Annotated in this window: 18 protein-coding genes and 1 pseudogene; 9 read left to right on the top strand and 10 right to left on the bottom strand. The window is 72.3% G+C overall.

Annotated features, from left to right (window positions below):
* Positions 1-4 precede the first annotated feature (4 nt).
* Together ABD224_RS00910 and ABD224_RS00915 are read right to left on the bottom strand one after the other, a co-directional pair.
* Positions 5-2,284, bottom strand: a complete 2,280-nt coding sequence (locus tag ABD224_RS00910; RefSeq protein ID WP_344045589.1) for a bifunctional salicylyl-CoA 5-hydroxylase/oxidoreductase — start codon at positions 2,282-2,284, stop codon at positions 5-7.
* 7 nt (positions 2,285-2,291) lie between these two features.
* Positions 2,292-3,119 (bottom strand): enoyl-CoA hydratase family protein, encoded by an 828-nt coding sequence (locus tag ABD224_RS00915; RefSeq protein ID WP_344045591.1) that lies wholly within the window; start codon positions 3,117-3,119, stop codon positions 2,292-2,294.
* A 308-nt stretch (positions 3,120-3,427) separates the two neighbouring features.
* Here ABD224_RS00915 and ABD224_RS00920 point away from each other — a divergent pair, with 308 nt between their 5' ends.
* Positions 3,428-3,910, top strand: coding sequence for an ATP-binding protein (locus ABD224_RS00920; RefSeq protein WP_344045593.1), 483 nt, complete (start codon positions 3,428-3,430; stop codon positions 3,908-3,910).
* A gap of 94 nt (positions 3,911-4,004) precedes the next feature.
* Here ABD224_RS00920 and argF read toward each other — a convergent pair whose 3' ends face one another.
* The 8 genes and pseudogenes from argF to ABD224_RS00960 form a co-directional block, all read right to left on the bottom strand.
* A complete protein-coding gene (gene argF / locus ABD224_RS00925; RefSeq protein WP_344045595.1) occupies positions 4,005-5,012 on the bottom strand; it encodes an ornithine carbamoyltransferase in 1,008 nt (335 codons plus the stop codon).
* Between the two features lie 298 nt (positions 5,013-5,310).
* The gene (locus tag ABD224_RS00930; RefSeq protein WP_344045597.1) at positions 5,311-6,576 is read right to left on the bottom strand and encodes a cytochrome P450 family protein; all 1,266 of its coding nucleotides are present in this window, start codon (positions 6,574-6,576) and stop codon (positions 5,311-5,313) included.
* Between the two features lie 46 nt (positions 6,577-6,622).
* Positions 6,623-7,885, bottom strand: coding sequence for a cytochrome P450 (locus ABD224_RS00935; RefSeq protein WP_344045599.1), 1,263 nt, complete (start codon positions 7,883-7,885; stop codon positions 6,623-6,625).
* Positions 7,882-8,487: a GTP-binding protein gene (locus ABD224_RS00940; protein WP_067398499.1), complete on the bottom strand. Its 606-nt coding sequence runs from the start codon at positions 8,485-8,487 to the stop codon at positions 7,882-7,884. The genes ABD224_RS00935 and ABD224_RS00940 overlap by 4 nt, the downstream gene beginning before the upstream one ends.
* On the bottom strand, positions 8,465-8,824 hold the full coding sequence (locus tag ABD224_RS00945; protein WP_344045602.1) for a DUF742 domain-containing protein: 360 nt from the start codon (positions 8,822-8,824) through the stop codon (positions 8,465-8,467). Before ABD224_RS00945 ends, ABD224_RS00940 begins: the two co-directional genes overlap by 23 nt.
* On the bottom strand, positions 8,821-9,237 hold the full coding sequence (locus tag ABD224_RS00950) for a roadblock/LC7 domain-containing protein (RefSeq protein WP_067398490.1): 417 nt from the start codon (positions 9,235-9,237) through the stop codon (positions 8,821-8,823). Before ABD224_RS00950 ends, ABD224_RS00945 begins: the two co-directional genes overlap by 4 nt.
* A gap of 8 nt (positions 9,238-9,245) precedes the next feature.
* A complete protein-coding gene (locus ABD224_RS00955; RefSeq protein ID WP_086793992.1) occupies positions 9,246-10,823 on the bottom strand; it encodes an ATP-binding protein in 1,578 nt (525 codons plus the stop codon).
* Positions 10,824-11,601: 778 nt separating this feature from the next.
* Positions 11,602-13,019 (bottom strand): annotated as a pseudogene (locus ABD224_RS00960) (NAD(P)/FAD-dependent oxidoreductase).
* A 532-nt stretch (positions 13,020-13,551) separates the two neighbouring features.
* Here ABD224_RS00960 and ABD224_RS00965 point away from each other — a divergent pair.
* From ABD224_RS00965 to cas6, 8 genes are all read left to right on the top strand, one after another.
* Positions 13,552-14,751 carry a hypothetical protein gene (locus tag ABD224_RS00965; RefSeq protein ID WP_344045607.1) on the top strand — a complete coding sequence of 400 codons (1,200 nt, stop codon included), beginning with the start codon at positions 13,552-13,554 and terminating at the stop codon, positions 14,749-14,751.
* 260 nt (positions 14,752-15,011) lie between these two features.
* Complete coding sequence (locus tag ABD224_RS00970) at positions 15,012-17,081, top strand: RAMP superfamily CRISPR-associated protein (protein WP_301477574.1); 2,070 nt, start codon at positions 15,012-15,014, stop codon at positions 17,079-17,081.
* Positions 17,078-18,466: a Cas10/Cmr2 second palm domain-containing protein gene (locus ABD224_RS00975; RefSeq protein WP_067398479.1), complete on the top strand. Its 1,389-nt coding sequence runs from the start codon at positions 17,078-17,080 to the stop codon at positions 18,464-18,466. The genes ABD224_RS00970 and ABD224_RS00975 overlap by 4 nt, the downstream gene beginning before the upstream one ends.
* Positions 18,463-19,113, top strand: a complete 651-nt coding sequence (locus ABD224_RS00980) for an RAMP superfamily CRISPR-associated protein (RefSeq protein ID WP_344045612.1) — start codon at positions 18,463-18,465, stop codon at positions 19,111-19,113. The genes ABD224_RS00975 and ABD224_RS00980 overlap by 4 nt, the downstream gene beginning before the upstream one ends.
* Positions 19,106-20,446 carry a type III-B CRISPR module-associated Cmr3 family protein gene (locus ABD224_RS00985; protein ID WP_344045614.1) on the top strand — a complete coding sequence of 447 codons (1,341 nt, stop codon included), beginning with the start codon at positions 19,106-19,108 and terminating at the stop codon, positions 20,444-20,446. The genes ABD224_RS00980 and ABD224_RS00985 overlap by 8 nt, the downstream gene beginning before the upstream one ends.
* Positions 20,443-21,765, top strand: a complete 1,323-nt coding sequence (locus tag ABD224_RS00990) for an RAMP superfamily CRISPR-associated protein (RefSeq protein WP_344045616.1) — start codon at positions 20,443-20,445, stop codon at positions 21,763-21,765. Before ABD224_RS00985 ends, ABD224_RS00990 begins: the two co-directional genes overlap by 4 nt.
* Positions 21,762-22,247, top strand: a complete 486-nt coding sequence (locus ABD224_RS00995) for a hypothetical protein (RefSeq protein WP_344045618.1) — start codon at positions 21,762-21,764, stop codon at positions 22,245-22,247. Before ABD224_RS00990 ends, ABD224_RS00995 begins: the two co-directional genes overlap by 4 nt.
* Before the next feature lie 553 nt (positions 22,248-22,800).
* The gene (gene cas6, locus ABD224_RS01000) at positions 22,801-23,529 is read left to right on the top strand and encodes a CRISPR system precrRNA processing endoribonuclease RAMP protein Cas6 (protein WP_344045620.1); all 729 of its coding nucleotides are present in this window, start codon (positions 22,801-22,803) and stop codon (positions 23,527-23,529) included.
* Positions 23,530-23,775 lie beyond the last annotated feature (246 nt).

Consider the following 23,775-nt stretch of genomic DNA (forward strand, 5'->3'; position numbering starts at 1 on the left):
CCTGTCATCTCCCCAGGCTCAGGCGGGGTTTGGGCGCGTCCGTGCGGCCCGTCTGCGGACGGCGGCTGCCCGCACGGTAGGGCGCCGGCCACACGGCGGCGGGGCCGGTGTAGCCCTGCTCGACGGCGGCGTGCAGCGTCCAGTGCGGGTCGTACAGGTGCGGGCGGCCCAGGGCGCACAGGTCCGCCCGCCCGGCCAGGATCAGGGAGTTGACGTCGTCCCAGGAGGAGATCGCGCCGACCGCGATCACCGGGACGCCCACCGCCTGGCGGATGCGGTCGGCGAACGGCACCTGGTACGAGCGTCCGAACTCCGGTTGTTCCTCGGCCACCACCTGCCCGGTCGACACGTCGATCGCGTCGGCGCCGTGCGCGGCGAAGGCGCGTGCGATCTCCACGGCCTCCTCGGCGGTCGTCCCGCCCTCGGCCCAGTCGGTGGCGGAGATCCGCACGGTCATCGGGCGTTCCTCGGGCCAGACCTCCCGTACGGCGTCGAAGACCTCCAGCGGAAACCGCAGCCGCTTCTCCAGCGAGCCTCCGTAGGCGTCCGTGCGGAGGTTGGTGAGCGGGGAGAGGAAACCGGAGAGCAGATAGCCGTGGGCGCAGTGCAGTTCGAGCAGGTCGAAGCCGGCCCGGGCGGCCCGGACGGCGGCGTTCACGAACTGCTCGCGGATGTCGGTGAGCTGGGCCCGGGTGAGTTGGCGCGGTATCTGGCTGCCGGGTTTGTACGGCAGCGGGGAGGCGGCCACCAGGGGCCAGTTGCCCCGCGGCAGCGGCTCGTCCATGCCCTCCCACATCCGCTTGGTCGACCCCTTGCGTCCGCTGTGGCCGAGCTGCACGCCGATCGCGGTGCCCGGCGCCTGCCGGTGCACGAACTCGGTGATCCGCCGCCAGGCCTCGGCCTGCTTCCCGGACCACAGACCGGTGCAGCCCGGGGTGATCCGGCCCTCGGGGCTGACGCACACCATCTCGGTCATCACCAGGCCCGCGCCGCCCAGTGCCCGGGCGCCCAGATGCACGAGGTGGAAGTCGCCGGGGACGCCGTCGACCGCCGAGTACATGTCCATGGGGGACACCACGACCCGGTTGCGCAGGGTCAGGCCGCGCAGCCGGAACGGGGTGAACATCGGGGGCGTGCCGGGCGGGCAGCCGAACTCGCGCTCCACGGCCTCGGTGAAGCGGGGGTCGCGCATCCGGAGGTTGGCGTGGGTGACGCGGCGGCTGCGGGTGAGCAGACCGAAGGCGAACTGGCGGGGCGGCCGGTCGAGGTGGAGGGCCAGGTCCTCGAACCACTCCAGGCTGGCCCGCGCGGCACGCTGGGTGGAGGCGACGACCGGTTTCCGCTCCTCCTCGTAGGCCGCCAGCGCCTCGGGCAGGGAGGGCTGTTCCTCCAGGCAGGCGGCCAGGGCGAGGGCGTCCTCGACGGCGAGTTTGGTGCCGGAGCCGATGGAGAAGTGGGCGGTGTGGGCGGCGTCGCCGAGCAGCACCAGATTGCCGTGCGACCAGCGTGCGTTGACCACGGTGCGGAAGGTGGTCCACACGGATCTGTTGGAGCGCAGGGGGCGTCCGCCGAGCGCGTCGGCGAAGATCTTGGCGCAGCGTTCGACGGACTCCCGCTCGTCCAGGGCGTCGAAGCCGGCCGCGCGCCACACCTCCTCCCGCATCTCGACGATCACGGTCGAGGAGCCGGCCGCGTAGGGATAGCCGTGCAGCTGCATCACGCCGTGCTCCGTCTCGGCGATCTCGAAGCGGAAGGCGTCGAAGGCGAGATCGGCGGCAAGCCAGATGTAGCGGCAGCGGTGACTGCTCACCCGGGGGCGGAAGACGTCGGCGTATCTCTCGCGGGTGGCGCTGCGCACTCCGTCGGCGGCGACGACCAGGTCGTACGTCTCGCGGAGCAGGTCCGGGGGCGGGGCCGGGGTGCGAAAGCGCAGCTCGACGCCGAGGGAGCGGCAGCGCTCGTGGAGGATGTGCAGCAGGCGCCGTCTGCCGAGCGCGGCGAAGCCGTGGCCGCCACAGGTGTGCCGGATGCCGCGGTGCACGATGTCGATGGCGTCCCAGCGCACGAACTCCTTGCGCAGGGCCTCGTACACCACCGGGTCGGCGTGCTCGATCCCGCCGAGCGTCTCGTCGGAGAGCACGATCCCGAATCCGAAGGTGTCGTCGGGCGCGTTGCGCTCCCAGACGGTGATCTCGCGGTCCGGGTCGAGCCGCTTCAGCAGGGCGGCGGTGTACAGACCGCCGGGGCCGCCGCCGACGACCGCGACCCTCAGGGCACCGGTCACCGTCCCTCTACCTCCCCCGCCACTTCGGCGGGCGCTTCTCGGTGAAGGCCGCGTGGAACTCGGCGTAGTCCTCGCCGCGCATCAGCAGGGCCTGGGTGGAGGCGTCCAGTTCGACGGCGGCGGACAGGGGCATGTCCAGTTCGGCGGTGAGCAGCGCCTTGGTCTGGGCGTGGGCCAGGGCCGGGCCGTCGGCCAGATGGCGGGCGAGGGCCTGGGCGGCCTCGTCGGCGCGGCCCTCGTCGGTGAGCCGGCTGATCAGGCCGATCCGCTCGGCCTCGGGCGCGCGGACCGGCTCGCCGAGCATCAGCAGCCGGGTCGCGTGGCCGAGTCCGACGATGCGGGGCAGCAGATAGGCGGCGCCCATGTCGCCCCCGGACAGGCCGACGCGGGTGAAGAGGAAGATGAACCGGGCGGTGGGGTCCGCGACGCGGAAGTCCGCCGCCAGGGCCAGGACCGCGCCGGCCCCGGCCGCCACGCCGTGCACCGCCGCGATCACCGGGAACGGGCACTCCCGCAGGGCCCGGACGACCTGCCCGGTCATCCGGTTGAAGTCCATCAGCTCGGATGTGTCCATGCTCAGCGTGGCGCCGATGATCTCGTCCACGTCGCCGCCCGAGCAGAAGCCGCGCCCCTCCCCGGCCAGCACCAGGGCGCGTACGGCCCGCTCACGGGACAGTTCGGCGAGCAGATCGCGCAGATCGGCGTAGGCGCCGAAGGTGAGCGCGTTCAGCCTGTCGGGGCGGGCGAGGGTGACCGTGGCGATGCCGTCGGCGCGCTCGACGCGCAGATGGCGCCAGCGGGAGGTGCGGGCTGCGGAGCCGGTGAAGGGACTCATGACGTACGGCCTCCTCGCGGGGACTGCCACGACCTCTGCCACGCCGAGCTGTTCCTCCCCGAAGCTATCACCCACTTGTGACTGCCGTCACGGCCGCGCGATAGCGTTTGTGGCAAAGTGGCGGATAACCGCCGGTTCGTCGCGGACCCGTCACCGGCGCGGCGCGTTCGGGCGGAGTCGTGGGAGCCCGACCGTCCGCCCTGGTGAGCCGCCCCGTGCCGGGTCCGGCGGTGCCGGTGCGGAGGCCGCCGGAAGCCGCCACCGACGAGCCCCGTACCATTCCCTCGTCGACCGACAGGACAGCCTGGATGGTGCCCACCGGGCTGCCCTGCGCCACGAACGGACACACGGTGCACGAACCCCCCTCCTCGACCTCCCCCGCCTCCTGGCGTGTCGCGCTCCCGCACACGGCCGCCGCCGTCCCCGTGGCCCGTGCCCTGATCCGCACCGTGCTGGCCGAGCTGGAGCACACGGCCGACAGCGACACCGCGGAACTGCTGACCGCGGAGCTGGTGGCGAACGCCGTGGAGCACACCGCGGGCCAGGGACCGATAGAGCTGGTGGTGGAGCTGCTGCCGACCGGCTGCCATGTCGAGGTGCACGACCCGGACCCGGATCCGCCCGGCGGTCTGACGCGCCCGTACCTGACGGCGCCGGACCCCTGGCAGGAGCACGGACGCGGCCTGCTGCTGATCCGCACCCTCAGCGCCGCCTGCGGGCACCGCCCGACCGCGTCGGGCAAGGCGGTGTGGTTCAGACTGACCTCCCCGCCCCGGCTGCATCCGGCCTGACCAGCGCCCGCCGCCGCACCGCGGCACCGGGCCGGCCGGGGCACGCCACGGCGAGGGAGCGGGGTTCCGCCACCGCCCGCCGGGCCGGGCCCGCTCAGGCCAGCGTGGCGACCATGACCGCCTTGATGGTGTGCAGCCGGTTCTCCGCCTCGTCGAAGACGACCGAGTGCGGCGACTCGAACACCTCGTCGGTCACCTCCAGCGACTCGAGGCCGTACCGCTCGTGGATCTCGCGGCCGACCTTGGTGCCCAGGTCGTGGAAGGCGGGCAGGCAGTGCAGGAACCTCACGTCCGGGTTGCCGGTGGCCCGCAGGACGTCCATCGTCACGGCATAGGGGGCGAGGGCCGCGATCCGCTCGGCCCACACCTCCTGGGGCTCGCCCATGGACACCCAGACGTCGGTGGCCACGAAGTCGGCCCCGCGCACACCGTCGTCCGGGGACTCGGTGAGGGTGATGCGCGCACCGCTGGAGGCGGCCAGCTCGTGGGCCCGGTCGACGACGTCCTGGGCCGGCCAGTACGTCTTGGGGGCGACCAGGCGTACGTCCATGCCGAGCAGGGCGCCGGTGATCAGGTAGGAGTTGCCCATGTTGAAGCGGGCGTCGCCGAGGTAGGCGAACGTCATCTCGTTCAGCGGCTTGGCGCTGTGCTCGGTCATGGTGAGCACGTCGGCGAGCATCTGGGTGGGGTGCCAGTCGTCGGTGAGCCCGTTGTAGACGGGGACGCCGGCGTACGCGGCGAGCTCCTCGACGGTGTCCTGGCTGTCGCCCCGGTACTCGATCGCGTCGTACATCCGGCCGAGGACGCGGGCGGTGTCCTTCACGGACTCCTTGTGCCCGATCTGCGACACGGACGGGTCGAGATACGTCGTCGAGGCCCCCTGGTCGGCGGCGGCGACCTCGAACGCGCAGCGGGTGCGGGTCGAGGTCTTCTCGAAGATCAGCGCGATGTTCTTCCCGCGCAGGTACGGCGTCTCGGTGCCGGCCTTCTTGGCGGCCTTCAGCTCGGCCGCCAGCTCGACCAGACCGCGGAACTCCTCCTGGGTGAAGTCCAGCTCCTTGAGGAAGTGGCGGCCGGCGAGGGCGGTCGGGACTGTCGCCATGGGGCACTCCAGCAGGTGGGGGACGGAACGGACCGAGCGGACGGGGTGGACAGGGACGGGCAGGGGCGAGGCTGCCACCTTGGAAGTCTATACGAACTTTTGAATTTCTATGCAGAGGGTCGGCGGGAGGGCCGCCGGGACCGCCGCGGCCATCGTCCCACGGCACACGCCGGCCCGACGGACGCCGGCCGGCGGACGACAGCGACGGACGGCCTCGGCGGACGACAAAGGTGCGGAACCCGTCGGACCAGGTCCCGCACCTCAGGGCCGCTCGGCGCCGTCCAGTGCCCCGGCGCGGTCAGGCGCCGCCAGAGTTCGGCGTCCCCAGGTGGACGGGGAGGGCCTGGACCGAGTTGGAGAACATGGAGGCGACGGGCACGAGGTCGCCGGGGTCCACCGCGAGCGACAGGTCGGGGTAGCGGGCGAACAGTGCCGGCAGCGCGATGTTCGCCTCCAGCCGGGCCAGCGGCGCGCCCACGCAGATGTGCGGCCCGTGACCGAACGAGATGTGCCTGGTCCGGGGGCGGGTGATGTCGAAGCGGTGGGCGTTCGGCCCGTGGTGGGTGCTGTCCCGGCCGACGGCGCTGTACGGGGCGAGGATGGCCTCGCCCGCGGGGATGGTGACGCCGGCGATCTCGATGTCCTCGAGGGGGTAGCGAGCCATGAAGTTGCCGATCGGGGCGTCCCAGCGCAGGGTCTCCTCCACCACCGCCGACCAGACCTCGGCGTCCCCGTCGAGGGCCAGGGCGCGCTGGTCGGGGTGGGTGAGCAGGGCCCGGACGGCGTTGACCAGCAGGCTGAGGGTGGTCTCGTGGCCGGCGGAGACCATCACCCACAGCGTGCCGAGCAGCTCCTCGTGGCTGAGGGTGTCGGGCTCCTCCTCGCGGGCGGCGATGAGGGCACTGGTCAGGTCGTCCCCCGGCTCCTTGCGCCGCGCCTCGACGAGCCGGTCGAGCAGCAGGTAGATGTCCCGCTGGGTGTTCAGCACCTCCTCCGGGGTGGTGTTGGTGCGGAAGATGCTGTCGACCAGGGCGCGCATCTCGTCGCGCTCGTGCTCGGGCACACCGACCAGCTCGCAGATCACCTGCATGGGCACCGGGTAGGCGAAGTGCCGGCGCAGGTCGACCGCCCCGTCCTCGCCGGCGTGCCCGGGCAGGGCGTCCAGCAGGTTCTCGGTGATCTCCACGATGCGCGGGCGCAGGGACTGGACCCGCTGCGGGGTCAGGGTCTTGGTGACCAGTCTGCGCAGCCGGTGGTGCTCCGCGCCGTCGGCGGTCACCATGTTGGTGACCTTGACCATGCCGATCAGAGGCCAGTCGTCGGGTATCTCGCCGTTGCGGATGGCGTTCCAGTTGTTCCAGTCCTTGCTGATCCGGGGGTCGGTCACCAGGTCGACGAGGAGCTGGTGACGGGTGACCGCCCAGGCCCGCACACCGCCGGGCAGCTCGACCCGGACGACGGGGCCGAGCTCGCGCAGCCGAGCGGCCTCGCCGTGGTGGTCGGAACCGGTGGGGTCGAGGCGGATCAGGGGCACCTGGTGGGCGGAGACGTCCTGGACGGTCATGCACTACCTCCGTTGGCGGGCCGCGTTCTGGCGGATTGTCAAATGATCATGCTCCATGAGGCGGCGCCGGGGAAAGGGGCCGGGTGAAGGTCACCGGCAGGGAGACGGGGCAGCGCGTCCACGGCGAAGGCCGCAGAGCGATCTCGTCGGCGGGAATCTCCAGCCGGACGTCGGGCAGGCGGTGCAGAGCGGTCTCGACGGCGGTGCGCGTGATCAGACGGGCGGGAATCCGGGCGGGGCAGGCGTGCGGACCGGCGCTCCAGGCCAGGTGGGAACGGTTTCCCGGCTCCGCCGAGGGATCGCCGTCGTGGATGCGGGGATCGTCGTTGGCGGCGGCCAGGCCGAGGATCAGGGCGTCTCCCTTGCGGATGCGCTGACCGCCCAGCTCGGTGTCGCGCAGCGCGTAGCGGGCGGGCATGTGGGTCATGGGCGGGTGACGCCACAGCACCTCGTCCAGGGCGTCGTCGATGCCCAGGCGTCCGCCGCGCATCCGTCCGGCGAAACGCGGGTCGGTGAGCATCAGCTGCAGGGTGCGGGCGATCCAGATGGTGGTGGTCTCCTGCCCCGCGGAGATCATCACCACCATGGACTGCAGGACCTCGGAGTCGTCGCGCAGATCGGGGTGGGCGAGGAATCCGGAGGTGAGGTCGTCGGAGAGTGCGCTCCGGCGGGCGTTCATGACATCGGCGAGGACCTCCTCGAACCGGCGGTTGCCGGCCTGCGAGTCGTCGGCGGAGCCGAACAGCGCCGCCAGACCGGCCAGCAGCTCGTACCGTTCGGCCATGTCCAGGCCGAACAGGGAGGCGATGGCGAGCAGCGGAATGGACTGCGCGTACTCGGCCACCAGGTCGGCTCTGCCGCGGTCGGCGAAGCCGTCGATCAGGTCGGAGCACATCGCCTGGACCGACCGCCGCAGCCGCCGCTGGTCGATCGAGCTGACCCCGTCGTCCAGCGGCCGGCGCAGCCGCCGGTGCTCCTCCCCGTCGGCGCCGATGACATTGGCCCGCCAGAACATCATCGGTCCCAGCCCGGAGTCCGGGGGGACCACACCGGTCTGGAAGTCGCCCCAGTTGCGTGCGTCGCGGGAGTAGAGCTTCTCGTTGCGGGTGATGGTGAGCAGCTCCTCATAGCCCATCACGAGCCAGGCGGCCACGCCGGGTTCCAGTTCCACCCGGGCGACGGGACCCCACTCCTCGCGCAGCCGGCGGTAGACGCTGTGCGGATCGGCGGACGCCGTCACCTCGGACAGGGAGGTGAGTCCGGCCGTCGTGGTGTGTGCCGGGCAGACCGGCGGGGGTGAGGAAGTCATGAGGCCACCTTCCGCGCGCGGGAGAGCTCGGTCGCGTGCTGGACGAGGGCGATCAGCGCGTCCATCGCCTCGGTCCGGTCACGGGCGTCGCACTCCACGATCGGGGTCTCGGGCAGCAGGTCCATCGCCTGCCGCAGCTCCTGCTCGCTGTAGTGCTGGGTGTCGGGGAAGCGGTTGACCGCCACGATGAAGGGCGTGTCCCCGCGCAGTTCGAGCTGGTCGAGCACCTCGAAGCTGTCCTCCAGACGGCGTGTGTCGACCAGGACGAGCACCCCCACCGCGCCCTCGGCGAGGCCCTCCCAGAGATTCCAGAAGCGGCGCTGGCCCGGGGCGCCGAACAGGTACAGCACCAGACGCTCGTTGAGGGTGATGCGGCCGAAGTCCATCGCGACCGTGGTGGTGCGCTTCTCCGGCAGACCGGCCAGGCTGTCCACCCCCGCGCCGGCCTCGGTCATGGTCTCCTCGGTGCGCAGCGGCCGGATCTCGCTGACCGAACCGACCAGGGTGGTCTTGCCGACGCCGAAGGCGCCGACGATGAGGATCTTCACCGGCTGCTGCACGGTATGGGGCAGATAGCGGTCAGCGGAGTTTGCGGAGACCATGCAGTACTTCCTCAAGGAGTGACGGGTCGGGAGGGGAGGCGGCCGGAATGCCCGAACGCGCCTGCAGATGCCCGGAGTCCACCAGGTCGGACGCCAGGATGGTGACGATGCTCACCGGAAGCTCCAGATGGGCGGCGGCCTCCGCCAGGGAGAGCAGCCGTGTGCACATCGTCAGCAGCGCCCGTTCCTGGCGGCTGGCCGAGACCGGCAGAGGTTTGTCCGGATTGGCCAGCAGCAGAGTGTCGACCCGCAGGGTGTTGCGGGTCGGCCGCGACCGCCCGCCGGTGAGCACATACGGCCGCAGCGGGCTGTCCCGGTACTCCTGGGGGTCACTCATGCCTGGACTTCCTGGCGGATCGGGGTCGCCAGCCCCCGCTCCCCGAGCTTGAGGACCTGGGCCTGCATCTGCTGGGCCACCAGGGCCGGGTCGACGACCGCGTCGGTGACCACCGCCAGGTGCGTGCCGGTGGCGGCGGAGCGGACGAACAGGAAGCCGCCGTCCCACTCGGTCAGCTGCTGGCGCACCGTCTGGTTCCCGGAGCCGAACTCCTGCGCCAGGCTCTTGCCCAGGGACTGCAGGCCGGAGCAGGCCGCGGCCAGCCGGTCGGCGGTCTCCTGGTCGGTGCGGTCGCACCAGGTCACCGGAAGCCCGTCCGAGCTCAGCACCACCACGTGCCGCACCCCCTGCACCGACGTGACGTCGGCGATCATCCAGCTCTGCTCCTGCGCCTTCTGCTGGTCCTGCGTCATCGGCCTTCTCACTCCTGCGTGTTGTTACGGACGTTGTCGCCGGCGTCACCGGCCGTGTCACCCGGAGCCGGATCCGCGCCCTGTCCTCCCCGGAAGTAGGCGCCCATCCAGTCCGCCGCCTGCTGCGGTGTCGGGGCCGGCGCGGCCTGTGCCGCCGCGGCCGGCGAGGAGTCCGCGGTGGTCGGGGAGACGTCAGCCCCGCCCGGGGAACCGGCGCCCGACCTGCCTCTCAGCGAGCGCCGCTGCGGAAGCCCCGAGGGTGCGGTGCCCCCGCCGGCGGGCCCCCGCGAGGACGCGGGGGCCGCGGGTGCGGCGGGCTCCGCGGCACGGGCGCGCTGCCTCGGAAGGTTCACCCCCGCCGGCTCGAGGGTCTCCACCATCGCGGTCGGCACCAGGACCACGGCCCGTATCCCGCCGTACGGCGAGGGCATCAGGTCCACTCCGAACCCGTGGCGGCGGGCGTACTCCCCGACGACCGCGAGGCCCGTCTGCGGCACCTCGCCCACCTCGCCGATCCCCACCGGCCTGCGTCCCGAGGCCACCTCGCGGGCCTGCGCCAGCGAGTGCTCGTCCATGCCCACCCCGCCGTCGTCGATCTCGATGACGGCGCCCCGCTGCACGGAGCGCACCGCCACCGACACCTTGGTGCGCGGCGGGGAGGACTGCGTGGCATTGGCCAGCAGCTCCGCGGTCAGGTGGATCAGCGGCTCGACCACCTGCGGGGCGGCCGCCACATCCTGCTCCCCCGCCACCTCCACCCGCTGGAAGGCGGTGATCCGGCCCGAGGCGGCCCGCACCACGTCCACCAGGGCCAGCGGGTTCTGCCACTGCTGCCCCGGCCACTCCCGGCACAGCACCGCCAGGCTCTGGGCCAGCCGCGCCTGCTGGGCCGCGGAGTGGTCCACCGCCATGCTCGTCTCCAGGACGTCGGCGTTCTCCGGGTGCCGGGACGCCATCAGCGACGCCTCCTCCTGGATGCGGTGCGCCGCCGCCTGCACCCGCCGCGCGAGGGCGACCACCGCCAGCCGCAGGGTCTCCTGCCGCTCCCGGCTCTCCTCGGCCATCCCGGCCACCACGGCACGCACCCGCTCGAGCCCCCGGGCCACGTCCTCGTCGACCTTGCCGCCGGCCGTCCTCCCGGCCTTGCCGCCGTCGTTCCGGGCCTTGTCGCCGCCGGACACGGACGACGCCGGTTCGTCGCTCAGCAACGCGGGCAGCTGCACCGTCACCAGGTGCTCGATCGCGGCGCGCAGCGCCTCGGAACGTTCCTCCGCGAGGGCCCGCCACCGGGCCTCCTGCTCCTGGAGCTCCCTGTGGCGCTCCTGGATCTCCTCACGGAGGCGCTCGTCGATCTCCTCACGGAAGCGCTCGTTCTCGGCCACGGCGCCGCGGTACCGGCGGCGCGTCCACTCCACGGCCGCCAGCAGGACCAGGACCGCGACGCCCCCTGCCACGGCCCACCCGGGACGCGTTCCGCCGGCGATCAGGGCGACGGCGGCGGCACAGGCCGCGGCCGGGCCCAGGACGACCGGCCACAGCAGCCCGCTCGGGCGTGGGTGGGACGCGGAAGACGGGGAGCGAGCCATGAAACACCCTCAAGACAAGTCAACAACGGGGAAGGGGACCATCGTTCGCGGTTGCGGTGCCGGTCGGTGAAACCCGCTCCTGCGGCGGGAGCACAACCAAGGGGGAGGTGGGGGGACTGCTCCCTCGTGATCACCGCGGGGAAGCCTACAACTCCATGGGAACCGCGGTCGTATCCGGTCGATCACACGATGCAGGGCATACAGCAGAATGGTTACTGCTCATCAGAACCCTTGTCACATGAACCACTTCTCTTCAGACGCCGCCCAAGCGGTGTGTAGCAGACCGGATACAGGATGGTCCAATTCGCATCCTGGGCTGGCTAAGCTCGGGGAAGTGGTGTATAAGCTGCCGCCGCCCCGGCGGGTTGCCCGGCCGGGGAGAGCCGGAAAGGCGGTGCACGCACCGGGAGCACGCACGAGCCGACGGCCGGCCGGTGCGGGAGGACGCGGACCGCAGCCACGCTGCCGCCCCGGCCGTCTCCCTTGCCTCCAGGGCGAGTTGCTTCCCTTGGACGTGAAGGCGAAGGCGACGGCCCGTCGGCCCGCGCCGGGAGAAGCAGTCGCCGACGCAGTCGATACGGACGGTGCCGGTCCACGCGGCGACACGGAGGAAGCCGCCGCCCCGGCAGCGGTGTGCTGCGCCGGGGCGGCGGCTTCGGCTGTGCAGATGCCCCTGTGTGGTCGTGCCCCCATGTGGTCGTGTCCCTGTGCGGTCGACGAGTCGATGAAGGAGGGCGGCGGGACGACGGGGCGGTGTTCCCGAAGGGGCCGGCTCCCTTCAGCGGCCGCTGACGGCATCGGCGACGCGGGCGATGACGGAGGTGCGCTCCAGTTCGGAGTCCTCGTGCCGGTCGGCGGCCCGGTGGGCGGCGCAGAGGCCGCGCACGCCCAGCCGGCGCAGCGGCTCCGGCTCCCAGCCGCGCACCGTGCGGCCGACCCAGGGCAGCCGGGTGAGGCCGGTCCTGCGGCGCGGGATCAGGTCGCGCAGGGTGCGGCCGGCGAGGGTGGCACTGGTCACGCCGTGTCCGACGCAGCCGCCGGCCCAGCCCGGTCCGGTGCGCTCGTCCAGGTGGACGGTGGCGCACCAGTCGCGCGGCACGCCCAGCACACCGGACCAGATGTGGTCGATCGCGACACCCTCGGTGGCCGGGAAGAGCTGCCGCAGGATCGCCTGCACCTGCCTCCGGGCGACGGCCCTGCTCTCGCCGCGCCGGTCGACACGGGAGCCGAACCGGTACGGGACGCCGCGTCCGCCGATGGCGATGCGGCCGTCGGCGGTGCGCTGGATGCGGCAGTAGGAGTGGGCCTCGTCGCCGACGAGTTCGGCACCGCGCCGGCCGATCTCCTCCCACACGGGGGCGGGCAGCGGCTCGGTGACGATCATGCTGCTGTTCATGGGCAGCCAGACCCGGCGGTGGCCGCGCAGCCCGGCGGTGAACCCCTCCACGCCCGGATCACATACGTCGCCCTGACCGTGCCGTGGGTGGTGACCGCCCGGCGGGGGCGGATCTCGGTGACCTCGGTGCCCTCGTGGACGGCGACGCCCATCCGCTCGACCGCGTCGGCCAGCCCCCTCACCAGCTTGGCGGGCTGGATGCGGGCGCAGTGCGGGCTCCAGAGGGCGCTGCGGGCACCGGCGATGCGGACCCGTTCGGCGAGCCGGTCCCGGTCGAGCTCGACCAGGTCGTCCTCGCCCCAGCCCTCGGCGCGCAGCACGGGCAGCCGTTCGCGCAGCCGCCGCTCCTGCGCGGCGTTGATGGCGACGTGCAGCAGACCGTCCTTCCGGATGTCGGCCTCGATGCCCTCCTCGGCGGCGACCCGGACGACCTCGTCGACGGAGGAGAACATCTCGCGCTGCAGGGCGACGGCCGCCTCCCGGCCGTGCGTCCTGGCGTAGCGGCGCATCCGGCCGGGCGGTTCGGCACTGAGCCGGCCGCCGTTGCGCCCGGAGGCGCCGAAGCCGGCGAACTCCTTCTCCAGGACGGCGATGCGCAGGTCGGGCTGGGCCTGCTTGAGGTAGTAGGCGGTCCACAGGGCGGTGCAGCCGCCGACGACGAGCGCGACGTCCACCTCCAGAACGCCGGGCAGGGCCGGACGGCGGGCGGGAAGGCCGATCTCTTGGTACCAGAAGGAGATCTCGCCGTCGGCGAAGACGGAACTGGTGGCGGGAGTGCCGCTGCGGGGGATCGTGCTCATCGTCCGCTCTCTTCCGCGACGGCGACCGGGAGCCTGCCACCGGGGGTGGGTGACGGGGGTGGGGAGAAATCGGGGCGGAGGTGTGCGTGTCCGGGGCGGAGGTGTGCGTGTCGCGATCCGGCCACGTCCGCCCGCCGCCGGTCGCGCTGTTTCTCGTCCCCTGCCCGCCTCCTCCTCTCTCCCCGGGGTTCGTGCCGCCATACCCCTGCCACCGATACATTTCCCCAGGTCACCGACGGTCTCTTGCCGGAAGCCCCGCCTCCGAGGTCACCCGAACGGGTTCTTGCGCTTGCGGCCGCCTGACCGGAGCGACCGTCGAATCCCGGTCGCAAAAAGGGAATTGAGGCTCTCAACGCCACGTCAAGAGCTTTGAGTGAAGCACCGTCACTCTGCTATGAGTAGTCACCATTCGACGTCCGTCCCTCGTGACCGCCGGTGCACTCCGGCAGCCGCAGGAGAGGCGGAGACGTGACCGGATCGTCCGTCTCTGCCGTACCGGACGAAGCAGGCGGACTGGAGTGGGGGGACTTCAGTGGGCGGTCTCTTACGCCGGATGCGGCGCCTGTGGCTCGTACGTTTCCTGTCCACCCCCGAGGGGCTCTGGACGGTTCTCGGCGCGGGCGGTGCCGCGCTCGCCCTCGGTCTCGTACCGGATCTCGTGCAGCTCATCCCCTGGGTGGACGGCAGCCTGCCCGGCATGCTCGTCTGGGCCCTGCTCGGCCTGGTGGTGGTGTCGGTGGCCCAGCACAAGCTGCGGGGGAAGGAGGGCGTCGGCATCGTCCTGTACCTCGGCGGCAACGAGCGGTGGCACCACTCCCGGGTCCAGGCCATGGTCGACCACGCCAAGCGGCATCACGACACATGCTTCGTGGTGGAGCCCTCCTACCTTCTGCAGGGCACCACCGGGATCGACCCGGTGACCATCACCCACCGGGTCGTGCAGGCACGCCTGGAGGAGGCGGCCGGGACGGCGGCGGAGGTGCCCCGCAACGTCTCCTTCTACGTCAACGCCCCCCACCCCCACGCCTACGAACTGGGCAAGATCCTCTGGAACCAGCCCGCCGAGCGCGTACGGGTCTTCACCGAGCGCGGTGAGGACAGTCCCCCGCTGGTCCTCAACGGTTCGTTGATGGGCATGTCGGAGGAGCAAGGGCAGGTCGCCTTCAGGATGCTCCGCCTCGACAGCCGTCTGAAGGAGGCGCCCACCACGGAGGAACTGCGCCTGCTCGAGGAGCAGGTGCTCTCCACGCAGAGGGAGCCCTCACGGCTGGAGGTCCTCGAGGCCGGCCAGGACGACACCGGGTCCCCGGGGCGGCCGAAGCGCCTGGCCCTGATCGTGTCGTTCGAGAACAACGCGATCACCCCGAAGGCGCTCGAGGCCGCCCGGAGCGGCCGCAGCAACGGGTACCGGATTCCCCGCGTCCCGCCCGGGGAGCCGTCCGCGTGCGCACTGGCGCGAGTGATCACCACACGCGCCGGCAACGTCCCCGACCAGCTCCGCTGCCACGAGGCCCTGGTCCGGCACGTCTTCACCACATGGCGCAAGGACGTGCACGACCACCACATCACCGACACCTGGCTGTTCACCGACGGCCCCACCGGGTTCGTGCTGGCGCTGGGCGCACTGCTCGGGAAGAACGCCACGCTCGTCCCATGGGACGGGGATTCCCAGGCCCGCGGCCGGATCCCGGAGCAGGGACACGGCCCGAACCTCCCAGGAGTGACCGCATGACGTCTTCTTCCGCTCCCGGCCCAAAGCCCGGCCCGCCCAAACCCGGTCCTCCCAGGCCCGCTCCGTCCAAACCCGGCCCTCCAAGGGCGGGAGCCCGGCCGAAGCCCGCTCCTCCGCCCTCTGCTCAGGCAGGGCCGGCGGTTCCGAAACCGGGCCCGCCCCGCACGGGCAGCGGTACGGGAACACCGGGCCCGGCCGGGCGGGCCGCCGCCTCCCCACCCGGGCTCGGCACTCCTCGGTTGCGTCCGTACAAGGAGCCCGTGGTCCGTGAGAAGCAGCCGTCCGTGCCTCCCGAGGGCCGCACCCAGTACGCCGGGTTCGTCAATCCGTACACGTTCGTCCCCCTGCCCGAACTCGACGGCAACACCGCCTTCCGGCGCACCCCGCACCACCACGACCGGCTGGGTCCGGGCCGGCTGAGCGGAAGGATCGACGTCGAGCTGACCCTGCGGGCCCCGCTCCTCGTCCGCGGCATCCGCACGGGCGAGGAGGGGTTTCCTCGTCGCAGCCCCGACGGCGGAGGCCCGGCCGTGCCGTTCGTGCCCGGTTCGTCGCTGGCCGGTGCCGTGCGGTCGCTCCACGAACTGATCGCGGGCGGCTGTCTGAGGGTGTTCGACGCCGATTTCCGGCCCGGCTACCGGGACCCGGTCAGGCCCAAGGGCGACGACTGGACCCTCGCCCTGGTCACCGGGGTGGAACACGACGGACGCCCCCGTCTCAGGGTCTGCACACGAGTGGTGTGGGCCAAGGCGGAGGAGCTGGTCGAGCGGGCTCTCGGCGGAGACGCACGGGCGCTTCGCACGGGCGTACGCGTCCACATCTCCGACTGGAAGCGGGAGGGACCGCGCGACCGGGCCCGGGGCAGGGCCATCGAGGAGGTGCGGCAGGGAGACGGATGGGTCGTCCTGGTCGGCGACACCGGCACCCGGACGGAGAACGACGGTTTCTGGTGTGCCGTCGGCGAGCTCCCCGAGGGCCCGGCGGGTTCCCAGTCGGCCCTGCCGACCGAGGAGGCGTGGGAGAACTTCCAGCGGGCCGTCGCCGACGCCGACGAGGTCAGACAGGACCGGCGCGACCGGCGTCGCGGCGCACCGGCCGCCTCCGCTCCCGGGGCCGGTGACGAGCCGGAGCTGGTCGAGGTCCACCACCGGGGCCGGCTGGTCGGCCTCCGCCACCGTGTGACTCCCCGGCTGCTGCCCGGCCAGGTGGTGTGGGTCAGGCGCGGCCGCGGTGCCGAGGACGAGGTCACGGATCTCAGCCTGGCGGAGGTCTGGCGCCACCACGGCCGGTTCAGGGCCGGCGAGCGGGTGCCGGAGGCGTTGCTGCCGTGCGAGGACGTGGACAGTCTCTGCCCGACCTGCCGGGTCTTCGGTTCGGCCGACACCTCGGAGGCGGACGGCCCCGAGCAGCGGCAGGCCTCCTACCGGGGGCACGTCCGCTTCTCCGACGCGTTCCCCACCGGCCCCTCGGTCCCGCGGACGCGGTGGGCCGACCTCCCCCCGCTGGGACGGCCCCGCCCGGGAGCCGGTCAGTTCTATCTGCAGCCGCGCCCGCAGGTGCCTCTTCCGAAGGAGAAGGACGGCGCGTACCCGCTGCGCGAGTGGGGATCCGCCGCGGACGAGACGGGAGGCCCGCCCCGGCGGCTGCGCGGCCGCAAGCAGTACTGGCTGACCGGCAGGGCGGACAAACGCCCGTACTTCCGTGTCCGGTCCGGCACCTGGGAGGGGGAGATGGCCTCCCGCGCGGAGTACGTGGAGGCCGGTCCGGTGTTCTCGTTCTCCGTCCACGTGGACGGTCTGCTGCCCGAGGAGGTGGGCGGGCTCCTGGCCGCGCTCGATCCGTCGCTGCTGTTCGGCGAGGGCACCGGGTACGCGGTCGGCGGCGGCAGGCCGCTGGGGTTCGGGGCCTGCACGGGCCGCATCACCGCGCTGGAGCTCACCGACGCGGCGGGACGCTACACCACCCGCACCGGCTCCAAGGCCCCGTTCGACGCCGAGGAAGCCGTCGCCGCCTTCCGGAAGCGCGTCACCGGGGAGCTTCCGGAGGTGCACGGCACCTGGAAGGCCGTCCAGTCGGTGCTCACCCTGGACCGGGTGCCGTCCGAACAGGTCTGGTACCCCACCGAGCAGCGGCTGATCGACGGAGACATCGCCACCGGCAACCTCGAACCGGGGTTCGCCTTCTGGAAGCGTTCGAAGGGCATTCAGCTGGCCAAGGAGAAAAGGCCCTTGATTCCCCTTCCCGACCCGACCGAGGAGGACCAGACGCTGGCCTGGATGCCCGAAGAGTCTTCCGGTGACGACGCCCCACGGAAAGGCCGCACACGATGACCCGGAAGAAGCTCTACCTCGACGTCTCCGGTGTGCGCATCCAGAGCTACCTCTCCCGCACCACCCATCTGCGCGGCCGGCGCGGCGCGAGCGCGGCCCTGGCCGAGGCGACCCGGCTCGAGGACCAGGAGATCCGTCGTCTGTTCGGCGCCTCGCTCAACACGGAGGCCGGTGAGGCGGACGGCGTCGTCAACCTCGTCCTGGACGCCCCGGACAGCGAGGAGGAGGCCGACCGGCTGGCACGCGACACGGCCGGCCGCGTCTTCCGGCATCTGCGTGCCCGTCTGCCGGCCGCAGAGTTCCAGGCCGTCTGGGCCGTGGACACCAGCTACCTGGACGCCCACCGCACGACCATCGGCCCCCGGCTGCGGGAAGGAGACGTGCTCAGCGACCTGCCGCCCGTCTCGGAGCTCCCCTACGCCCGCATCTGCGAGCGGTGCCATCTGGATCCCGCGAGGGACAGGGTGCATCTCGGCGACGGCGAGAGGCCGTACCTGTGCCCGGACTGCATGATGCGTTTCGCCCACCGGACCCGCGAGGACGCCCGCACCGCCGAGTACGAGCTGCAGAAGAGGCTTGGAACTCCCGCCAGACCCAAGGAGCTTCCCGAACTGGCCGCCCTGGGCGGGAAGGACACCGACCGCAATCATGTGGCGACGGTGTTCGTCGACGGCAACGCGTTCGGCCACTTCTTCGAGAAGCTCGCGCACCACGGCAGGAGGCTCTCCGCCGAGAGCAAGGCGAGGATCTCCCGGGGCCTGAACCAGGCCACGCGGGACGCGCTCGCCGAAGCCGCAGCCGCTGTCCGCCGGCCGGAGGAGGACGGGGACATGCTGTGCGTCATCCCGTACCTCGTCGGCGGTGACGACGTGCTGCTGTCCCTGCCCGCCGACCGCGCCTGGCCGTTCGTCCGTCACTACCTGCGTTCCTTCACCGAACGCACCAAAGCGGTGCGCGCCGAGGCGGACGTTCCCGGACTGCCCCCGCTGTCCGCGTCGGCCGGGCTGGTGTTCGCCCATCACAAGCTGCCCTTCCACCTGGTCGTCGAGGACGCGGCCTCCTGCCTCGCCGCAGCCAAGAGACTGGTCCATGGAAAGAAGGAGTCGGTGGCGTTCTACGACCACACCGCGGGCCACCCCACACACGCCCTGTGCCTGGCCGACCTGGAGGAACACCAGTCGGATCTCGACGCGCTGACCGCCCTGCCCGAGTCCGGCCGGCACGCCCTCGCGGCACACCTGCGTCACCAGGCTCCCCATGCCGCGGCGGCCACCGAGGCGCATCTGGACCGTCTGGGCCGCAGGGACGTCGTCGAGCCCTTCCTGGCCGACCAGGCCCCCATCGGGCTCCAGCAGGCCCTCGACATCGCGAGGTGGTGGCGTTGACCACGGCTCCTCAGCCGCAGCAGCTCGTCGTCCGGATCGAGTTCCACGGCCCGTTCCGGGTCGGCACCGGCCTGACCCGCCTGGGCGTGGCCACCGTCGACGACGACAATCCGCTGCCCAGCGCCTCACTCAAGGGCCTGATGCGGGCGAGCGCCCGCCGGCTCCTGCCGGACGGCGGCCCTCTGATCGACCGGGTCTTCGGCGCGGCACGTCGGCCGTCGCCCTGGTACTGGTCGGACGCCGTCTTCCCTCCCGACGGCGTCACACGCAAACCCCGGGCGCGCATCGCCATCGACACCGAACTGGGCGTCGCCCAGGAGAACCACCTGTTCGTCGCGGACGAACACTGGGCCCGCACCGCCGAGTTCGCCGTCACCAAAGCCGCTCCGCTGTCACCGGACGAGACCGACGAGCACCTGACCGTCCTCGCGTGTGCCGCCGCGGGTGTCCACTCCCTGGGGGGCGATCGCCGCAGGGGCCTGGGCTGGGTCACCTGCACCCCCCTCGCCCCTCGCCTCGACGACGCCCTGCTCGACCGCTTCGAGGCCCTGCGGGCCCGGACGAGCGCGGATACGTCCGCCCAGCCGGCTCCTTCCACCCCCCGTCAGACTTCCCCCACCATCCGGCAGGAGGCCCGTCGTGGTTGAGGTCACCCTGCGACTCGATCAGATCGCCGCCCTGGGCCGCCGGCCCCGGGGCACGGCTCCCGTCGACACCCACCGGCACATTCCCGGCTCCGTCCTGCGCGGCGCCCTGGCCGCCTCCTGGATCGCCCAGTACGGTCCGCCGCAGCAGGCGGACCCGGCCGCCCGCGACCACTTCCTGCGCCTCTTCGAAGGACCGGTGCGCTACGGCCCGCTGCTCGACGCCCACTCGGACGTCGTCCCGCTGTCCGTCCTGCGCTGCAAGTACCGGCCGAAGGAGGAGAAATGCGAGCAGTTCTTCCACGACCAGGCGACCGACCCCACCCCCCTGGCCCGACAGCCTGAGTGCACCGCCTGCCGCGGCCGCACCCAGAACGGCCGCGGCGAAGTCGAGTTCTTCGGCGTCGACGACCACATCGCCCAGGAGACCCACGTACGGCTCGACGACCGCGAACGAGCCGAGGAAGGGCTGCTGTTCACCCGGCGGGCGCTCAAGCCGCGACGCGGAGGCATCAGCCGTGCCTTCACCGGCCGCATCATCACCCCGCCCGGGGAACCCGTCGATCCCTGGCTCCTTCAGACCCGGCCCCTGCGGGTGGGCGGCCGCCGCAGCACCGCAGGCGGCGCCCTCTACGAGGCCGAGGACCTCCCGGCCCCGGCACCCGATCCGGCCTTCCTGGTGACCAAGGGGTGTCTGATCGTACGGCTCGTCAGCCCCGCCTTCCTGGTGGACGCCGCGGGACGACCCACATCCCGGCCCGACACCGGGCTGCTCTCCGAACTCCTCGGCGTGGACGTCACCCTCGACCGCGCCTGGGTCCGCCGTGAGTCCATCGGCGGCTGGAACGCCCTCACCAACCTGCCCAAGCCGGCGGAACTCGCCGTCACCGCCGGCAGCGTCTTCCGGCTGGCACTCGGCTCCACCCCCACGACCGAGGGCCTGCGCCGTCTTCTCGACCACGGGCTCGGGCTGCGCCGCGCCGAGGGCTTCGGCTGGATCGCGCTGGGACCGTGGCGCATGCCGCGGCCCGCGGTCGTCCGGCAGGCACCGGAGAAGGAGGACATGGCCGTTGGCGTCGCACGGCAACTGCATGACCACCTTCCCGAGGACTGCACCTGGTACCTGGACAAGCTCCACACCTGCCTCACGCTGCGCCGCCGAGGACAACAACCGGACCTGGCCTTCCTCCAGTCCAAGCGCGCCGAGAAACTGGCCGGTCTCCGGCAGGGCGTCCTCGAACTAGGTCTGCGCAAGCTGGCCACCGGCGATCTCCGCATGCTGGAGAAGGCCGTCGCCGAACTCCAAGCCCGCGTCCGCAAGGAGCGTTCCTGGTGACCGCATCCCTCCTCCTGGCCCGGATCGTCCTCAGGCTCGACAGCCCGGCCTCCGTGGCGGCACCCGAGCAGCACGACGGTCTCATCGGCACCCTCCGCGAAGTGGCACGCGACGGCTGGGGCGATCCATGGATCCCGCCCAGCTCGCTCGCCGGGTCCTTCCGTGCCCATGTACGGGCCACCTCCGGCCCGGAGACCGAACGCCTCCTCATGGGCTACGAGGAGGAGCACACCACCCAGGGCCGCCCCTCCCCCGTCCGTTTCCTGGGCACACGCCTCGACGAGCCGGCCCTCACCGCACGCACCCGGACCGCCGTCGACCCCCGCCGCGCCGCCGCGGCCACCGGCCTTCTCCACACCCATGAACTGCTGCAGCCCGGCTGCCGGATCACCTGCTGGATCCAGGTCGACGCGCCGGAGCACCACCGGACGGTCCTCGACCACCTCACCACCTGGAACCCCGTCATCGGCGGCGGCCGCACCACCGGCCACGGCACCACCACGACCGTCTCCCTGGAGCAGGCCGTCTTGGACCTGACCACCAGGGAAGACCGCCGTCTCTGGCTCACCCACGGCGGCCCCGCCCTCTTCGAGGCGGTCGCGCTCCAGCCGGTCGCGCTCAAGCAGGCAAGCACCGGCGCCGGCGCCCGTACCGTCCTGCCGGTCCTCACCTGGCGCATCGTCGACGCCCTCCACATCGGCAACGCCACCACGGCCCCCGTCTCCGCCTCGGACGACGGCACCACCGGCCCCCAGGCCGCACTCCTCCTGCGCGACCACACGGGCACTCCCTACGTGCCCGGTACCACCTGGAAGGGTCTGCTGCGCCACCGCACCGCCTACATCCTGCGCTCCACCGGCCACGACGCCTGCCCGGGCCTGAACGACACCTGCGGCACCTGCCCTGCCTGCCAGGTCTTCGGCTGGACCGGCAAGGACGGCGGAGGAGCCCGAGGCGCCCTCCGTTTCCCCGACACCCCGCTGCGCGACGTGACCGTCGTCAAGCGGCAGCACGTCGCCCTGGACCGTTTCACCGGCGGCGCGGCCGAGGGGCTGCTGTACACCGAGGAAGTCGCCGAGTCCGGAACCCTCACCCTCGCCATCGAAACCGACCGCGCCCCCGACGCCCTCCCCGCCCCCGCGCTCGCCGCGCTCACCCTCGCCCTCCAGGACCTCCACGACGGTCTCATCGGCCTCGGCAAGGGCACCACACGCGGCCAGGGCACCCTGCGCTGCACCCAGCCCGACCTCCTGGCCAGGCTCGCCTCCGAGGCCAGGGCCACCCTCACCCGCAGCATCCCGGCCGGAGCGACCGCATGACACAGACCGCCACCGAGACCGCCGCCCGGACCACCACCAGGCTCCTGCACGGCTACGGGCGCCTCACCTGGCCCCAGGCCCGTGCGCTCCTCTCCGGCTGCGCCTGCACCTGGACCGACTTCGACGGAATCCACCTGCAGGACACCCCGCCGGACGAACTCCCGGTCGCCGCCACCCACTTGTGGGCCTGGAACCGGACCGGCGACCGTCTCGTCCGCCTCCGGTTCGACGCACCCGGCATCCTCTACGCCGCCGTCCTCACCCCGGCCGCCGCCGACGACGTCCTCGACGCCGCGGGAGTGCCCCTCGCCCCCGGCTTCCCCGAGGAAGTGACCGTCACGGAACGCCGCACGATCCTCCGCGATCCGCAGGAAAGAAGCGCGGCAGCCCTTCCACCGGAGTTCACCGAGAGGACCTGGCACCTCGTCGAGGTTCCCGGCGAGTCCCCGCTCACCTTCGTACGAGCCGATCCGGACTCATGACACCCGTCCGCCTCGTCAACCTCACCCCCATCCCGTGCGTGTCCTCGACGCGCACGACCGGCTCCTCCAGGAATTCCCGCCGACCCCGCCACCGGCCCGCCTCACCGAGGAGCACCGCCTCGAAGGCGCCGTACCCGGCACACGCCTCCCGCTCCTGCGCATCGGCCACGGCCGGGTCGAGAACCTGCCCTCCCCCACGGCCGGCACCTGGTACATCGTCTCCCGCCTCGTCGCCAACGCCTGCCCCGACCGCGACGGCCTCCCAGGGGGTGCCGTTTGGACCATGCCGCAGGTCGCGGAGTTCGGCACGCCCATCTGCGGCGTTGTCGTCACTCGCCGACGCTCCGCGTCGACTCCCTCCTCCGCCTTGCATCTGCACGCACCGAACCCCGCTCACCCCGGTCACAAGGCACCGTCCATCGGAGCCGGCCTGATCCAAACGACACCCCCTAGTGCCGACCCTCGTCGTCCGCGACGCGCACGGAAACCCCACCGGATGCCGCGCCCTGGCCCGCGGCCCTCCCGCCTCTCCCGGACCCGCCCCGGAAGCCTGATGCCCTCACGCTGGACCCTCACCCTCGCCGCGGAACGCCCCGAGACCGCAGGCCCCGTCTCCCCCGCCCATCTGCACGCGGCCACCGCCGCCCTCGTCGAGCCGGCCGACGGCGACCACCACGCCCAGACCAAGCCCTACAGCGTCACCCCCCTCATGGACCTGGGCCACGGCCGGGCGCTGCTCCGCATCGGCTGGCTCACCGACACCGACCGCCCCCGGCTCGACCGGCACATCGGCGACCGCCTCCGCTTCGGCTCCCAGTTCTTCCGCCTCGTCGACGCCTGCGAAGACCTCGTCCCCTACCCCGCCCTGCGCCATCTGCCACCGGCCCGCCGCGCCCTGATCGCCTTCCGCTCCCCCACCTACTTCGCCCGCGCCGGCCGCTGGTACCCCCTGCCCGATCCGACGCTGCTCTACAACGGCCTGATCCGCCGTTGGAACACCTACGCACCGGCTCCCACGCGCATCACCGAGTCCGAACAGAAACTTCTCCTGGACACCGTCTCCATCGCCTCGGTCGGCATCCAGTCGGGCACCCACCGGCTCGCCCCCGGCAGAGGCACACGCATCACCTTCACGGGCCACGTCGAGTACACGCTCACCGGCACACACCGCACCGAAGCGGCCCCTCTGTTCACGGCACTCACCGTCTACGCGGACCTCGCGGGAGTGGGCGCCCAGACCACCCACGGCCTCGGCATGGTGGAAACCGAACTGGCGGAGTGACCGAACATTTTCGAAAGCGCGGAGCCTCCCGATTCCGGGCGCCGATTCCGGACACTCTCCGGGCATCGGATTCCCTGCACCGGCGCCCGTGTGATTGTGCACTGTACGGGACTCCGCGCATTCACCGGAGAAATCTTTCGCGATCCACAGACGCGAACCCCGACGGAACAGGCGGTCCAGGCGAGCGCCTGGATCGTCGGAGTAGGAACGTTTCCATGCCCTACGGGCGTGAATTCCAACCGAACG

Source organism: Streptomyces thermoalcalitolerans (assembly GCF_039525155.1).
GTDB lineage: Bacteria > Actinomycetota > Actinomycetes > Streptomycetales > Streptomycetaceae > Streptomyces > Streptomyces thermovulgaris.